We start from the raw sequence: 16,261 nt of genomic DNA on the forward strand, positions 1-16,261 counted from the left end.
ATCTGCTTCACACTGCTCAGCTTCCTGCGCCATGTTTAAGAACTATTTGCTTGTTGCCTACCGGAACCTGATCCGGCATAAAGGTTTTTCCTTTCTCAACATTGCCGGCCTGGCTCTGGGCCTGACGGCCTGCCTGCTGATTGGGTTATTTATTGCCGATGAGCTGCAGTACGACCGTTTCCTGCCTAATGGCGAGCGGGTATACCGCGTGAACACGCACAGGATAAATGGCACGGAGCCTGAGCGTACCTCCTTCGGGGCTCCTATGTTTGCGCCTACCATGGAACAGCAGCTGCCCGAGGTAGAAAAGGCTGCCCGACTGATGAACCTGCAGTCCAAAATCCTGTTTCGTTCCGCCGATAAAAGCCTTTACCAGGAAGACGGCTTCGTGGCTGATCCGGACGTGTTCAGCGTACTGCCGGTACCTTTCCTCTACGGGACACCCGAGAATTCCCTCGCCGACCCAAGCTCTATTGTTCTCTCAGAGCAAATGGCCGAGCAGTTCTTCGGCAAAGTGAACCCGATTGGTAAGGAGCTAAAGCTGGATACCCTGACCCTGCGGGTAACCGGCGTGCTTCAGAACCGGGATTTGAAGTTTCATCTCAATATGAACTTCATCATGAAGCTTACACCGGCTATTATTGGGGTGCCCGAGGAGCGCCTGCATGGCTGGGGCTGGCGGCAGTTTCAGACCTACGTGAAGCTGCGGCCCGGTGCCGATGGCAAGGCTGTGGAAGCGAAATTCCAGCAGTACATCCAGGATAAGGTGCAGCCCCAGCTGGGCAAGGATAGGATAGAATACACCGTTTTTCTACAGCCGCTGCGCCAGGTATACCTTCACTCGGCTGATTTCAAGCTAAACTTTATCCGGCACGGCAATATTACCTACGTGCGGGCGCTGGGCATCATTGCCTTTGCCATCCTGCTTATTGCCTGCTTTAACTTCGTGAATCTGGCCACGGCCAAGTCGATGCAGCGGGCCAAGGAGGTGGGCATCCGCAAAACCATCGGGGCCAGCCAGGGCCAGTTAATGATGCAGTTTCTGGCCGAAACCGTGCTGCTTACTCTGCTTAGCGTAATCCTATCGACTGTGCTGACCAGTGCTTTGTTGCCTTACCTGAACGAGTTTACGGGCAAGCACATGAGCTTCAACCTGCTGCAGAATCCTGGCCTGGTAGCCATACTGCTGGGTCTCACGGTGCTGGTGGGGCTGTTGGCGGGCATTTACCCGGCCCTGGTGCTGGCCAGCTTCAAGCCAGTGAAAGTGCTCAAAAGTGCCGTGGTTTCTGATGGGCCGTTGGGTAGAATACAGTGGCTGCGGCAGGGGCTAATTGTGGTGCAGTTTGCCTTATCGGTGTTCCTCATCGTCTGTGCCATTGTGGTGTACCGGCAGGTGTCGTATCTGCACAATAAGGATTTAGGCTTTAATAAGGACCAGATTATGTTCTTCCCCATGCGCGGCGAGAACATGAACCGCAACTACCAGGCTTTCCACCAGGAGCTGGAACAGGCACCCGGTGTTGCCTCGGCCAGTATCGGCTACGGCTTCCCGGGCGACCTAGTGGCCGGCGACGATATTGAAGTGCCCGTGAACGGAGAGCTGAAGCACTTTTCGGTTACCCAACTGCTGGTCGATTACGATTATATGCGTACGCTGGGCCTGAAGTTGATAGCCGGTCGCAACTTTTCTCCCTCCTATAAAGACGATGCCGACCACGCCTTCGTCATTAACGAAACCGCCGTGCGCGAGCTAGGCTTTGGCACGCCTGACAAAGCCCTGGGCCAAGCCATGCAATGGCGGGTCTGGAGCGACCGGAATACCGATTCTATGAAAGTAGGAAAGGTCATTGGAGTAGTAAAGGACTTCAACTACAAAAGCCTGTATGACAAGGTCGACCCCACTGTACTGCAGATCTTTCCTGGCGCCAACTGGAAGGTGGCCGTCAAGCTCCGGAGCAACGATGTGGCCACGGGCGTGGAGAGCGTAAAGAAGGTATGGGCCAAGTTCAGCCCAGACTACCCGATTGAATTCCGCTTTATGGACGAGAGCTTCGATGAAATGTACCGCGCCGAGGACAAGCTGCAAACTCTGCTGTTCACGTTTACCGGCGTAGCCATTTTCGTGGGCTGCCTGGGTCTTTTTGGTCTGGCTACCTACGCGGCTGAGCGCCGCAAAAAGGAAATCGGAATCCGCAAGGTGCTGGGCGCCGATGTTTCCACCATTGTAGGGCTGCTTTCCAAGGAGTTTATGGTGCTGGTTGGGGTAGCCGCTATCATTGCCTTTCCCTTGGCCTGGCTGGCCATGAGCCGCTGGCTGCAGGACTTTGCCTACCGCATTGATATTCCCCTGTGGGCCTTCCTGGTAAGTGGCCTGCTGGCCGCCGCCGTGGCCTTTCTAACTGTAAGCTTCCAGGCAGTGAAAGCCGCTACTTCCAACCCCATTAAAAACCTCCGCTCGGAGTAAGGCGGCCAGGTGCGAGATTTTAAGAGCTGGTAATCAGACCTCAGTAAGATTCAGATATAGGCAGGCAGCCGTCGTTCTCGGTCTGCCTGCCTATATGCCTTCAACACTACCCGCACTCACCAGCTATTGCTTCCACTTCTGGGCAATACTGACTGCTGTTTCCAACATATAAGGCTCCCAGCTTTCAATTGTCCAATCCGATTGGGCCAGAGAAGAACCGAGCAGCTTAGTGCGAGCCTCTTCAAAGGAGAGGCTGGTTTCCAGGATATGCGAAAGTTGCCCTTGCTCTTGAGCAAGTACTTCATCTTCAACTACAAGATCGGGCGAAGTGAAATTCAGGGGCAGAAACGACGAAGCTTGATGACTGGTCAGGTTACGGCGGCATTGTTTGACTAAGCGCTGCATGCGCCGATAATCCTGCCTGAAACGGGCTTTGCTTGCCTCGGTCTTTAAGCCGCTGCCCAGCTGCTCCAAAACCACGTATTTCAGATGAGGGCACTGGGGGATGGTCTGCTCAAGTAGGGTAAACACCTCCTCGGGCACGGCCCCATCATGGGTATCCCGTCTTATCTTTTTGCCGGGGAGTAAAGTCGAATCTTCCCAGCTTCCCCCGGAAATATGTATTTCTCTGACTTTATCCAGGGGATAGAGGTGGATTAGATCCTGATAGGTAACGGCAAAATTATGAAGCTGGCAGTAGAGGTTGTGCAGGTCCAGAATCAGAAATCCATTGACTGGCTCGACCAGTTTTTCCAGAAACTCCCCATGCTGTTTCACTTGGTCCAGGGAGTAGGCAAATGCCAGATTTTCCAGTCCAACGGGACAGCGGGCGGCTTCGTAGATCCGGCTTAACCGATCCTGCCCGATGCGCAGCGTTGCAGCATTATACGGAATAGGCAATGGCGCACCAGCATGGAAATGATGACCGGTAAAAAAGCCAAAATGCTCGGTAATATGATCAAAGGTGAACTGGGTGGCTAGCTGGCGGAGACGCTCCAGCCAAGCTTGCTGCTCACTTGTCCACCGACCCGAGAGAAGGGAAAAATATACGCCATGGCCAATTAGCCGTTGCTGGCGGCTATAGGTGTGCAGTAGCTCTTCAAACCAGCATGGCAGTGCCTCCTGCTGAAAAAGCGTATCGAATGACCATTCCCAGGCTTCAATCTTCCCGGCTTCTAGCAATGGAAAAGCCGCCGTCAGAATATCCGCATCCAGGTTGCCGGCAATAGCGGATAAGATGAGGGGCTGCTCTTCCATTTTCAAACTTGTGTTGGGTCTGAAAATCAGCCCCGGCCACAGGCCGGACAATTATCCGGAATGGTAGTAACCGTTTTACCATCCTTGCTCACCTGCTCTCCTTTGGGTGTGGGAGTATCCTTGCTGGAACAACCCGTGGTTTGCACAGTAAGGCCAACCACAATAGCGCCGAGTAATGCTTTAGGGAGTTTCATACTTGTTGCGGTTAATGGGCGAGATACAATACCACTTGTTACCTACAAGAGTCAAAAACAAACGCAGGGGTTGCAACGAAGTACGTTGTACCAGCCATGAAATAGCATTGCCAACGAATGTATTCTATTTATTCACAACAATATAACTAGCATAAACGGGCTATTGCGGCTTACTGAATGAAGAAGTATAGTATAAACGACTCCAAGAACTATAAAATCATATTCTTTTTCTCAGCTAAGATGGGTTGTGGGAAAAGGAGGGAGCCAGAGGCCTGAGTTTCTCTAGTAGAGAGGTGGGTTCCCTTTGCGCAGGCGAAGGAGAGAGTTTTACTTTTCGTGACGCAACGCAGTATTCATCGATGGTTTAGGGGAGTTGGTCGGTTCGATTCTGCTCCCATTCTGTTTTGTGCTGACCTTCGCCGGCCGTCGGCTGCCTTACTCCGCTTGCTGGTATTCGTTGGCCCGTTTCTCTGACGCTACAATTCTTTCCGCCATGTCTCAGCCTATAACCATACGCCTTACTAACAAAATAGCGCGCTGGTAAAATCGGGTTCAGGAGCCCTCCCTGAGTGTGTTGTTGTTAGGGCAGGTCCTGGTGCTTTTTGTAGCCGGCCCCTTGTTAAGCGCCCACGTGCTGAACTTTGCGGTGATGGATGGCATGCAAATCCTGCTTTTGGTTATTGCCGCCCTTGCCTTGCCGCCGCATAGCAAAGTTCGTATCCTGATTCTGCTCTGCGTAGCCGGGATGGTATGGATGTTATGTGCAGGCCCCAATCCCCATCTGGGCCTCATGCTGCACACAGTAGCAACTTTAAGCATTACCGTGGCGGTGGGCCAATCAGTGTTTCGGGCCCAGTGGGTAACCCGTCACCAGTTGTTGGGCGCTGTAGTCGTTTACCTGAACCTCGCCCTGTTGTTTGTAGGCGCCTATGACAGCATTAGCCTGGCTTTTCCGGGGGCTTTCACCACTCTGAACAAAGCGTCCTCACAGTCCGGCGAGCTAGTGTATTTCAGCTTGACCACGCTCACATCAACTGGCTACGGCGACATTCTACCCGTGCATCCACTGGCCCGTAGCTTTGCTAATTTGGAAGCCGTATGCGGCCAGCTCTTCCTGGCCATATTGCTGGCGCGCTTAGTAAGCCTGCACAGTGGTAGCCCGGGGAGTAGCACCGACAACAATTACCAAAGAGGGTAGGGCCACCATCTTCTAAGCCGCCGTTCGATGGCTCGAGCCAAAGGGCTACACATACAGAAAAGCCACTTAGCGTATATGCTGAGGGGCTTTTTTAGTGCTGCCTAAAGCTTTCCTTCAGTAGTCGTAAAAAGGTATTCACAACAGTCCCGACGATCAGACTAAGGATGAGATTACCTCCAGAAAGTAGACAATTGATTTAAGTTGTTTTTACTGGCAACTCAGCGCGTAAACTTCTCCCGGCGGACTGTGGCGGCCAGGGCCTGGGTATCAGCTTCGGCTGGGTTATAGAGGGCCATGAGGTCCTCCAGACTACGCTCTCCATCTATGTATCCCTGCAGAGCTTCAAGCACTTCTGGGCTGGGAGCCGCGCCTGCCAAGGTAGCAATGGCCACACCCCATGTGACGTGACTCTGCCGCTTTAGGCGCGCCTGGCGCTCAGCCGGGGTCAGGTCTGAGGGAAATGGAGTGAATTCTGGAGAAGCCATTTACTAGGGCAAAAGACAAGTCGGGCTTCTACGTAGGGTTTTCGCAACAGGTTTTGTCTGGTTACCCTGTTTCTACAAGTATGCCTGTTTTTACTTCTGGCTTACAAATTTGGAAGCATGCTTCTCTTGCTTTTCATCGGTAATCCAGCTACATGAAACTTCCACTAACCGCTGGTAGTAAAGCCATAGGAAAAGCCCGGGTGATAAGCAGTGCTATCAGCTGCAAATCTCCCGGGCTTTTCTTCTATAGATAAAATAGACTAGGATAATAAGCACCTAAATAATCTATAGTATAGTTAAGGAATAGGGTAAAAGGTAGAGTGGATAACTGCTGCTAAATGATTTATATATAGTGTCTTATATGAAAACTAGCCTAGTGTTTATATAGCGTTAAATAGCAATTCACATAAGTCATAACTCTTGCTCGAAAAGCATAGTCATATAACCGTAGTAGCTAACAAATAATAGGATTCACGATATCAATAATGTTACTGCTAAAGTGATTTCAGGCACTGCCATCAAGGCTAAAAACTTAAGCAAATCGTATTGCGGATAACCCTGGTTGAAACAGCAAAAGGCGGCAGGATGAGACCGAAGCCACAGCTTGGCTAAACAATCGTACCAACCGGTATGGAAGAGGTTGGAACAGCCGATACATGAGGTAGGTAAAATACCTCGCCAAACAGCCAGGCAGAGCCTTCAGGGCGTACCCGAATCAGGGAGTAAGTGTTCATAACACCGGACGTAGGATCAATCAACTGTAACAGTAGCCGGCCGTTGGATACAGCCTGCCGCAGCTGCTGGGAATTGGTGCCTGTATAGAGGCTGCCGGGGAGTTTACAGTGGCCGGTTTCAGTGAGATTAAGGAGAGCAGGTACTTCTGCTACTTGCTGCCATATACCTCTGCGTAGCTTTTTTTCCGGAGTGCCTGGCATAGGGCGGGTTATGCGCCAGCAGGCCAGACAACGCTTACGAGTTAAAATGCTCAGATACAGATTGCTGCCGGATGAGGGACAAGCATACCAGGCATAGCGAAGAAAATCCATGAAGTGCGTAAATGAATTAGGAAATCCCTGGGACGAAACCCCAGGGATTTCCCCCTTGGGCATTAACGCGGCTACCTCTTTCATTAAGAGTGTGGCGACGTTATCGTTATCGGAATGGAGTACTATCTGAGGTAACTGGGATACTGCGCTTTAGCGGCCACTGCCTCCTTTACCACCCTGGCCGCCACCGCCACCCTGGTTACCGCCGCCGCCATGGCCGCCTCCGCCTTGGTTGCCACCACCGCCGCCTTGGTTGCCGCCACCTTGTCCACCACCATGACTGGCCATGCCACCTTTGCGGCCGGCTTCACGGGCTTCTGCTGAGGTCCATTCATGGCCCCGGCCACTCTGATGTGAGGCCCGGCCTCCTTCACTGGCAATACGCCGCTGTTCCTCTGGGTCCATGGCGGCAAAGCCGCGGTTGCTGCTGGATTGGTGGCCACTGCTGTTCTGGGCATTACCACCACTGCTGGCCATTCCGCCTTTGCGGCCAGCTGCGGCATGCTGCTCTGAGCTTCCGCCGCGCTTATTTCCTTTTGAGTTTGGCATGATGAAAAGGTATTAAAGGTGGAAAAACTTGTCTTTCCTTAACGCCTTCCTTTCCTCACTTAGTTGCTGTTTGGTACAGCAAAATGCCTCAGGATTAACAAAATACCGACTTTTACTGATGGCCTTTGCGGGTTTTAGCTCAGCTTGCGAGTAAAATACGGACCTCGTCGCTAGCCGACAAATTATACGGATACCGCCAAAAAATCCCCGGAAAAGCTGTTGGGCCCTTGCAGAATGGGGCCTTGCTAAGCTCTGTGATATGAGCCCAATTTGGTTAATCGTGCCGGAGAATGCCCTGCTCCATAGCGTAGCGGATAAGAGCAGCAGTATTCTTGACTTTGGTTTTTTCAATCAGGTTTTGCCGATGCGTTTCAATGGTGCGCCGGCTGGTAAAAAGCTTCTCGGCAATTTCGTTTGTGGTCATGCCTTCAGCAATAAGCTGCAGCACTTCCCGTTCCCGGAAAGAAAGGCCACCGGGCTTTTTCTCCTCATCGGTGCTGACGGTTTCCAGCGTGAGCACCTTGCGCAGCATTGCCAGGCCTACTTCACTGCACAGAAATTGCTTGCCTGATGCCACCGTATGAATTCCGACAATGATTTCGCCTTTATCCGCATTCTTCAGCACATAGCCATGGGCGCCGGCATCCAATAGTTGCCCAATGCTGCGCTCATGGCTGATCATAGAAAGCACCAGAATCCGCACATCAGGAAATGCCTCCCGCAGCTGAATGGTAGTGGCCAGGCCATCCAGCACGGGCATATTCATATCCAGCATCACTACATCGGCTGGGGTAGTAGGCAGCATTTCCAGAAGTTCCTGACCATTATTTGCCTCGCCTACTACAGTTATAGTTGGTTCTGAACTGAGTACGGACCGCAATCCTTCCCGCACAATGGTGTGGTCATCAACCAGAAAAATCCTAATCATAGTAGTAGTTGGAAAATGTTGCTATTACGGATGGCCTTTAGTGTAACGAGGATACCTTCTTCTAGAACGCACATGCCGGCAAAAAAGATTGCCAAGGTAGCTTGTGTTCAGCCTGTTATTGAGGAGGAGAATTTACCGGGCTGGTCAGTGGAACCTCAATATGGATGGTGGTTCCATGCTCTGGAGTAGAATCTATGTGCAGGGTGCCACTCAGCAGGTCCACGCGGTCCTGTAGGGTACGCAGCCCAATGCCCTTGGATTTGATTTGTTCCTGAGCAAATCCCCGGCCATTGTCGGTTACTTCCAGAATAAGGCTACTCTTGAAAGCCCGCACGTGCATCCAGGCTTCGGTGGCATCGGCGTGCTTAACAATGTTATTGGCCAATTCCTGAGCCATGCGGTAGAGCGCCAGTTGCAAGTTAAGATGCAGACCAATGGGCAGAGCGGTTACCCGGCAGTGCATGCGCAGTTGCCGGTTGCTATAGTCGTGGCAAATGTCGCGCAAAACGGCTTCCAGCCCCAGTTCTTTCAGGGCAGTGGGGGTAAGCTGATGGGAGAGGGTACGGGTTTGCGAAATGGCCGAGGTCAGGAGCTGCACCGTCTTGTGCTTTAGTTCAGAAAACTGCGCAAAGGGCAGGGGCTGCTCCAACTGGTTGAGGTGCAGCTTGCTGGCATATAACAGTTGGCCCAGGCCATTATGCAGATCTTCAGCAATACGGCGCCTTTCGGTTTCCTGCGCTTCCAGCACCGCATTTACCAGTTGTTGCTGCTGAACCAGCTTGCTGGCCTCGGCCAGTTTGCGGGCCGAAATATCCTCGGCGCTGGTTACCAGCAGTTCACCAATTTTACGCGCTGTTATCCGAAACCAGTTCTGAAGCCCGTCTCCGCTGTAATACTGCTCAATATCCAGCGGCTCGCCGGTTTCCATTACCCGCTTAAAGCTGTCAAAAACCCCGATTTGCTTTACCGTGGGGTAAACCTTGGTGTACCGCATCCCTACAAGGTTTTTGTCTGGCTGCAGGTCCCGGGAGGCCTTGTTTACGAGAATGTACCGGAAGTCAGTTAGCTCGGGCCCCTCATACACGGCTTGCAGCAAAGCAAAAGCCATGGTAGAAACATCAAAGGCATTCTGCAGCAGCTCCTGGCTTTCCCGTAGCTGCAGCTCCGTAAGCTTGCGCTCTGTAATATCGGTGGTGGTAATAACAATGCCGTCCTCCAGCTTTACCAACGACAGATTGTACCAGCCATCAAACTGCTCATGGCGGTATTCAATATCAAACTGGGCAGGTACTCCGGTTTCCGTGACGGCTACAAAACGCTGAAAAAGGCCCGTGGAAATAACCGAGGGATTGTGCTGAAGAATACTCTCGCCGATAACCTGCCCGAAGGCTTGTATGCTGCGCGTATTCAGCAGGCGCCAACGGAAGTCGATGATATGGCCCTGCTCATCCCGTACCGCCTGCATCATCTGAATCATATTGTTGGAGCTATCCAGAATAGCCTGCAGAAACTGCTGGCTTTGCTGAATGTCGGCCTCTGCCTGTTTAAGCTCCGTAATCTCGCGGGCAATGGCTAGTACTGTGTCTGGCTTACCATCCACAAATTCAGGAACCAGGCGGGAGAAAAAGTGCTTCGCCCCGCTGGGGGAGTCTACTTTATTGTAGTGCTCCTGCGCCTTTTCAGTATCGAAAGTGCGCCGCAGGCTTTCCATCCAGGGCCGGGCAATGCTTTCCGGGTGCCCAATTTCCAGGTTAGTCCGGCCCAGTAGGGCCTGTAGCGGCTGCCCGGATCTTTCTACTAATGCCTGGTTAGCATATACCAGACGCAGTTCCATGTCCCAGCGCGTAATCACGTCCGGGGTATTATCTGTGAGAGTGCGGTATTGGATTTCCTGCTGCTTGAAGCTGGTAATATCGTGGGCATATACCAACAGGCCACCCGCATAGGGCGCAGTGGACACCTGAAGCCATTGCTTGCGGTTGGGGAGCTGAAACTGGCCTTCTACACTGCCTGCTTGAGAAATTGCTTGCTGCAGGGCCAGGCTTAACTCAGAAGGCAAAGCTGCCGGTGTCGGGCTCTGCCAGAGTTGCCGACCAAGGAACTCGGCCGAGGACATGCCCCAAAGCGCTTCTGCCTTGGTGTTGATGTATGTTAGCCTGCCGTCAGCATCCAAGGCAAAAACGCCCCAAGGCATGGTGTTACACAGCTGTACTATGCTGTCTGCTGGAAATCCAGGAGCAGATGCATTGTCAGAACTGTTTGAACCAAGGGTGTTGCCATCCTGCTGCATTGTATCAGGAATAGAAAAGTAGGGGTAATGAGGCGGGAAGTTCCTACTTTCTAATTACGAATGGCTACGGGCAATGGGCATAAGTTGGCCAGCTAAAACAATAGTGTGGAAACTGAATATTTATTCCGATTGGGCGCCCTGATATTTCTGGGAGGGTAAAATATTGATAGTTAAAATTTTGTAATCATGTATTTAGAATAGCCCTGGTTTTTTATTCAAATATGCGTCAGATACAGGGGTAAGCCCTGACGGAAAAAAATAGTTGTTTTAAAACGCGTAATCTGGATTTTATGCTTTGCGTGCTGGTTGATGCGTGACTTTCTGCCTATAACTTATCCATCTGGCTGCCTTGGGCAGTTCTCTTTCTATCCTGATAGTACTTTGGAAGATGCAGGAGAAGCTTGGAATGAGCGTAAATCATAGCCTGAAGCCAGTTGCCAACAGACTGCACGCAGTGGTGAAGCAGCAGTATACAGCTACGCCGGCCCTGATATATGAGGATCTTTAATAAAGCTGCCGCGGTCCGTAGACTGCGCTTAGAAAATAGAGCCCATTGCCTCACAGGCACTTACCCATGCTGTAGGAAAGTTTGGGTCTTCGGGGTCAGAAAAGGGTTGGGCCGTAGGCTGAGTGGGGTGGGATACAGGCGCCTGTGGGCGTAAGGTAGGCACCAACTGCTGGCTACCGGCAGTTGGGGTAGCCCAGGCGCCGGGCAATGGTGAAGCTGACAGATCCTGTGATTTCATGGCTGCCCAAATAAAGTTGTCCTTTAAAATACAGAATTATCAGGACTTATCAATATCAGTAGGCATCGATAATTGCCTAATCAAGAAGCTGTAACCCATCCGTAAAAGAGGAAAAGTAGCACTTCTGCCAGATAGCGAATTTCATTATTTACTGCAAAATTTACACGGAAAAGCGCAATGTTGTTAGTGAGAAGCCACATCAGGGAAAACAGGATTAGCAGGGGTTTTTTCTGGCAAAAACCGGATAAAATCGGTATCTTTGTTTACTAATAAATAGTGCTGAACTAAGTGCCCCACATGAGCGAAACGAAAGAGAAAAAAGGCCCCGCCGAGTACTCCGCGGATAGCATTCAAGTACTCGAAGGGCTCGAGGCCGTACGGAAACGGCCGTCCATGTACATTGGCGATACTGGCGTCAAAGGCCTGCACCATTTGGTGTGGGAAGTAGTCGATAACTCCATTGACGAAGCCCTGGCCGGCCACTGTGACCGGATTGAAGTAACCATCAACGAAAACAACTCCATTACCGTCCGGGATAACGGCCGCGGTATCCCCGTTGACTTCCACCAGAAAGAAGGCCGCTCGGCCCTGGAGGTAGTTATGACGGTGCTGCACGCTGGCGGTAAGTTCGATAAGGACTCCTACAAGGTGTCCGGCGGCTTGCACGGCGTAGGCGTGAGCTGCGTAAATGCGCTTAGCAAAGACCTGAAAGTAATAGTGCGCCGCAACGGCCACATCTACGAGCAGGAGTACAAGATTGGCGTGCCCCAGTATCCGGTAAAGGAAATTGGCGACACCGATGAGCATGGTACCCAGGTAGAATTCATGCCGGATGATACCATCTTCAGCGAGAGTGTTTATAAGTACGAAACCATTGCCAACCGCCTGCGGGAGCTGTCGTACCTGAACAAGGGTATCCGTATCCTGCTCACGGACCGCCGCGAAACCAACGACGACGGCTCGTTCCTTTTTGAGGAGTTCTACTCCCAGGGCGGCCTGAGCGAGTTTGTGCAGTACCTGGACAACAGCCGCAACGTGCTGATGCCCGCGCCCATTCACGTAATCAGCGAGAAAGGCGGCACGCCGGTAGAAGTGGCCCTGGAGTACAACGACTCTTACCAGGAGCACATCTTCAGCTACGTCAACAACATCAACACCATTGAAGGTGGTACGCACGTAGCCGGCTTCCGCTCGGCCCTTACCCGCACCCTGAAAGCCTACGCCGATAAATCCGGCTTGCTGGAAAAGGCCAAGGTAGAGGTGCAGGGGGATGACTTCCGCGAAGGCCTTACCGCCGTTATTTCGGTGAAGGTGCAGGAGCCGCAGTTTGAAGGCCAGACCAAAACCAAGCTGGGCAACTCCGATGTGAGCGGCGCAGTAAACCAGGCCGTGGGCGAAATCCTGAACCAGTATCTGGAGGAAAATCCCAAGGAAGCCCGCATCATTGTGGAGAAGGTAATTCTGGCCGCCAAAGCCCGGGTTGCTGCCCGCAAAGCCCGCGAGATGGTGCAGCGTAAATCGGTGCTGGGTTCTGCCAGTCTGCCCGGTAAGCTGGCCGACTGCTCGGAGTCTGATCCGGCTATCTGCGAGCTGTACCTGGTAGAAGGTGACTCGGCCGGTGGTACTGCCAAGCAGGGCCGGAACCGTGCCTTCCAGGCTATTATGCCACTGCGGGGTAAAATCCTGAACGTAGAAAAAGCGCAGGAGCACCGCATCTACGAAAACGAAGAAATCCGGAACATGATTACGGCCCTTGGCGTGAGCTTCGAAAAGAAGACCGACGAGGATGATGGTAGCACTTCCCGTTCATTGAACATGGACAAGCTGCGCTACCACAAAATCATCATCATGACCGACGCCGACATCGACGGCTCGCACATCCGGACGTTGATTTTGACGTTCTTCTTCCGCTACATGCGGGAGCTGATCGACAATGGCTACATCTACATTGCCCTGCCGCCGCTGTACTTGGTGAAGCGTGGGAAAGAGGAGCGCTACTGCTGGACCGAAGAGGAGCGTATGGCTGCTCAGGAAGAGCTGGGCCGCGGTAAGCCCGAAACGGTGAACGTGCAGCGCTACAAAGGTCTGGGTGAGATGAATGCTGAACAGCTCTGGACAACGACCATGCAGCCGGAAACCCGCTCGTTGAAGCGCGTAGACATAGAGTCGGGCGTAGAAGCCGACCACCTGTTCTCCATGCTGATGGGCGACGAAGTGCCGCCCCGCCGCGAGTTCATCGAGAAAAACGCCAAGTACGCCAAACTCGATGTTTAATCTGCCTTCCGTTCCGTATTGGATCTGACAAAAAAAGCTCGCCCCGGCGAGCTTTTTTTGTCGGTATGCCGAGGACTTTTTTGCTGTTATGACTCCAGCCAGACAACTCATTTCTTCCGGTGCTCCGTGGGAGGCCGTGGTAGGTTATTCCCGGGCCGTGCGCGTGGGCAACGTGGTAGAAGTATCGGGCACTACTGCGCAGGATGGCGACTCCGTGGCAGGTGGTGATGCCTACCGGCAAACCGTACGCATTCTGGAAAAAATTGAGGCGGCACTAACCCAGGCCGGTGCTACGTTGCAGGATGTAGTGCGCACCCGCATCTACGTCACGGATATTTCGGAGTGGGAAGCTGTAGGCCGGGCCCACGCTGAAGTGTTCGGCCAGATTCGTCCGGCTACCAGCATGGTGGAGGTGCGTGCCCTCATCGATTCACGTTTGTTGGTCGAAATTGAGGCCACTGCTATTATTTCCTGACCTGAATATGCGCCGGGGAGGCGGCCGCATACGTATCTTACCCCGGTTTTTTACTCCGCTATGAAAATCTTCAAATCCGCCGACCTCATTCGGAAAAGTAAATACATCAGCCGCGACCTGAGTTGGCTGCGGTTTAACTACCGCGTGCTGGATCAGGCCAAGGATACCAGCAAATCGGTGTTCGACCGGCTGCGGTTCCTGAGCATTACCAGCAGCAACCTCGATGAGTTCTTCATGATTCGGGTCGGCTCGCTGTATAACTATATCGACTACGGCAAGGAGCGGGTGGACTACTCCGGCCTGCGGGAGCTGCCGTTCCGGCGCAAGCTGCTGGACTTTGCGCACCGTTTCGTCAACGACCAGTCGCTGACCTATCTGCATGAGTTAAAGCCAAACTTCGAGAAAAATGGCTTCAATATTCTGCGCATGGATGAGCTCACGGAGCTGGAGCTGAAGAAAGCCGAGGGCTACTTCAAGCACACGCTCTACCCGCTGCTCACGCCCATGGTATACGACTCCTACCATGGCTTTCCATTGATGATGAACCAGATGCTCATCTTTGGGGTAGTCACGCGCACGGGCCCGGATACGGAAGCGGAGAAAGGACAGGAGCGGCTCACGTTTGTGCAGATTCCGCAGAACCTGTCGCGCTTCTTTGAGCTCACGCGCAAGGACAAAGTCATCTTTGTGCCCATTGAAGAAATAGTGCGGGAAAATCTGCCCAAGCTGTTCCGCAACATTGACATTGTATCCGCCAACCTGTTCCGCATCACGCGCAACGGCGACTTCACCCTGGAAGAATCGGAAGACATTGACGTCGACTTCATCAAGGAGATTCAGGTAGGCCTGAAAACCCGCAAGAAAGGCCGCGTGGTTCGCCTGGAAGTAGAGCGCGACGCCTCGCCGATACTGATGAATGTGCTCAAGGAGCGCTGGAAAATTGATAACGGCAACGTATTCGTCATCAGCGCCCTGATGGATATGCGGGGCTTCCTGCAGATTCTGAAGCATCCTAATCTTCGCGGCAAGAGCAGCAAGCAGCCCTCACCGGTAACACCGCTCAGCCTGCCCGATGGCGCCGAGGACAACCTGTTTGAATACCTGAAGCACCACGATGTACTGCTGAACCATCCGTACAACAGCATTGAGCCCGTGGTACGTCTGCTGGAGCAGGCCGCCGAGGACCCGCACGTACTAGGCATCAAGCAAACCATCTACCGCCTCGCCGATGACTCCCGCGTGACGGCGGCGCTCCTGAAAGCGGCGGAGAATGGCAAGCACGTTTCGGTGCTGTTTGAGGTGAAAGCGCGCTTTGATGAGGAGCGTAACATCCGGGAAGGTGGCCGGCTGGAAAAGGCGGGCTGCTTCGTCATCTATGGCGTGTCGAAGTACAAGACGCACACCAAGATGCTGATGATCATCCGGAAGGAGGGCGACAAGGTGACGCGCTACGTGCACATCGGTTCCGGCAATTATAACGAGCAAACCAGTAAGATTTACACCGATGTGAGCCTGCTGACTACCAATGAGGTGTATGGCCACGATGTATCGGAGTTCTTCAACGTAATAACCGGCCACTCGCAGCCCGATAACTACGAGTACCTGATTACGGCGCCCAAAGACATGCGCCAGCAACTCATACACCTGATCCGGGAAGAAGGCAAGAATGCTAAAAAAGGCATTCCCAGCGGTATTGTAATGAAGATGAACTCCCTGGAAGACAAGGAGGTAATTGACGAGCTGTACAAAGCTTCCAAAGCAGGGGTGCCTATCCGGTTGGTGGTGCGCGGCATCTGCTGTCTGCGTCCGGGCCGCCCCGGTCTGAGCGACAATATTGAGGTGCGCAGCATTGTGGGCGAGTACCTGGAGCATGCCCGCCTGTTCTACTTCCACCACGCCGGTCACCCGCTGGTGTATGCCGGCTCAGCCGATGTGATGGTACGCTCCTTCGACCGCCGCATTGAGGCCCTATTTAGTATCGTAAATCCCCAGCTGAAGCGCGAAGCTATCAATATCCTGTATTTCAACCTGCGCGACAACCAAAATACTTACCTCATGCGCGAGGATGGCGCATACGTGCGCCGGCAGCCGGGGCTGGATGAGCCCGTGTTTAACGTGCACAAAGAGTTTTACCACAAAAACTATAGTCTGGTAGGAGATGGAGACCTGTATCAGGATTATCTCACGCCCAAAGCCGTAGTTAGTTCGCTGGTGGAGGAGGCCACACCGCCTGTAACGGCTGCTGATGAAGACGGCGAAGAAGTAGTAGCCGAGTGCCTGATAACGCCCATTGATACGGGGGAAGGCGAAGATGCGGAACCGGTAGAAACCACCGGTACCCCCAGTTGCGCCTAG

The 16,261-nt window shown here is 52.9% G+C and carries 13 protein-coding genes; 5 read left to right on the forward strand and 8 right to left on the reverse strand.

The window, feature by feature from the left end; genetic code table 11:
• Positions 1-31 precede the first annotated feature (31 nt).
• Positions 32-2,464: an ABC transporter permease gene (locus tag Q4G72_RS09930; RefSeq protein WP_303311270.1), complete on the forward strand. Its 2,433-nt coding sequence runs from the start codon at positions 32-34 to the stop codon at positions 2,462-2,464.
• A gap of 123 nt (positions 2,465-2,587) precedes the next feature.
• Here the strand turns inward: Q4G72_RS09930 and Q4G72_RS09935 are convergent, their stop codons facing one another.
• Positions 2,588-3,721 carry a multinuclear nonheme iron-dependent oxidase gene (locus tag Q4G72_RS09935; protein ID WP_303311773.1) on the reverse strand — a complete coding sequence of 378 codons (1,134 nt, stop codon included), beginning with the start codon at positions 3,719-3,721 and terminating at the stop codon, positions 2,588-2,590.
• 26 nt (positions 3,722-3,747) lie between these two features.
• Entirely contained in the window at positions 3,748-3,915 is a 168-nt protein-coding gene (locus Q4G72_RS09940) for a chryseobasin-related MNIO class RiPP peptide (protein ID WP_303311271.1), read from the reverse strand.
• A gap of 571 nt (positions 3,916-4,486) precedes the next feature.
• Between Q4G72_RS09940 and Q4G72_RS09945 the strand changes: the two genes are divergently transcribed.
• Positions 4,487-5,113, forward strand: coding sequence for a potassium channel family protein (locus tag Q4G72_RS09945; RefSeq protein WP_303311272.1), 627 nt, complete (start codon positions 4,487-4,489; stop codon positions 5,111-5,113).
• A 218-nt stretch (positions 5,114-5,331) separates the two neighbouring features.
• Here Q4G72_RS09945 and Q4G72_RS09950 read toward each other — a convergent pair whose 3' ends face one another.
• The 6 genes from Q4G72_RS09950 to Q4G72_RS09975 form a co-directional block, all read right to left on the reverse strand.
• Positions 5,332-5,598 (reverse strand): hypothetical protein, encoded by a 267-nt coding sequence (locus Q4G72_RS09950; RefSeq protein WP_303311273.1) that lies wholly within the window; start codon positions 5,596-5,598, stop codon positions 5,332-5,334.
• Between the two features lie 608 nt (positions 5,599-6,206).
• The gene (locus Q4G72_RS09955) at positions 6,207-6,332 is read right to left on the reverse strand and encodes a hypothetical protein (protein ID WP_303311274.1); all 126 of its coding nucleotides are present in this window, start codon (positions 6,330-6,332) and stop codon (positions 6,207-6,209) included.
• A gap of 462 nt (positions 6,333-6,794) precedes the next feature.
• Entirely contained in the window at positions 6,795-7,193 is a 399-nt protein-coding gene (locus Q4G72_RS09960) for a KGG domain-containing protein (protein WP_303311275.1), read from the reverse strand.
• 274 nt (positions 7,194-7,467) lie between these two features.
• Positions 7,468-8,121 carry a response regulator gene (locus Q4G72_RS09965; protein ID WP_303311276.1) on the reverse strand — a complete coding sequence of 218 codons (654 nt, stop codon included), beginning with the start codon at positions 8,119-8,121 and terminating at the stop codon, positions 7,468-7,470.
• Between the two features lie 115 nt (positions 8,122-8,236).
• Positions 8,237-10,411, reverse strand: a complete 2,175-nt coding sequence (locus Q4G72_RS09970) for a PAS domain-containing protein (RefSeq protein WP_303311277.1) — start codon at positions 10,409-10,411, stop codon at positions 8,237-8,239.
• Between the two features lie 536 nt (positions 10,412-10,947).
• Positions 10,948-11,157, reverse strand: a complete 210-nt coding sequence (locus tag Q4G72_RS09975) for a hypothetical protein (protein ID WP_303311278.1) — start codon at positions 11,155-11,157, stop codon at positions 10,948-10,950.
• 297 nt (positions 11,158-11,454) lie between these two features.
• On the opposite strand from Q4G72_RS09975, the gene gyrB reads away from it, so the two are divergent.
• From gyrB to ppk1, 3 genes are all read left to right on the forward strand, one after another.
• Complete coding sequence (gene gyrB / locus Q4G72_RS09980) at positions 11,455-13,431, forward strand: DNA topoisomerase (ATP-hydrolyzing) subunit B (protein ID WP_303311279.1); 1,977 nt, start codon at positions 11,455-11,457, stop codon at positions 13,429-13,431.
• 88 nt (positions 13,432-13,519) lie between these two features.
• Entirely contained in the window at positions 13,520-13,906 is a 387-nt protein-coding gene (locus tag Q4G72_RS09985; protein WP_303311280.1) for a RidA family protein, read from the forward strand.
• 60 nt (positions 13,907-13,966) lie between these two features.
• On the forward strand, positions 13,967-16,261 hold the full coding sequence (gene ppk1 / locus Q4G72_RS09990) for a polyphosphate kinase 1 (RefSeq protein ID WP_303311281.1): 2,295 nt from the start codon (positions 13,967-13,969) through the stop codon (positions 16,259-16,261).

The organism is Hymenobacter sp. BT730 (assembly GCF_030542105.1).
Lineage (GTDB): Bacteria > Bacteroidota > Bacteroidia > Cytophagales > Hymenobacteraceae > Hymenobacter.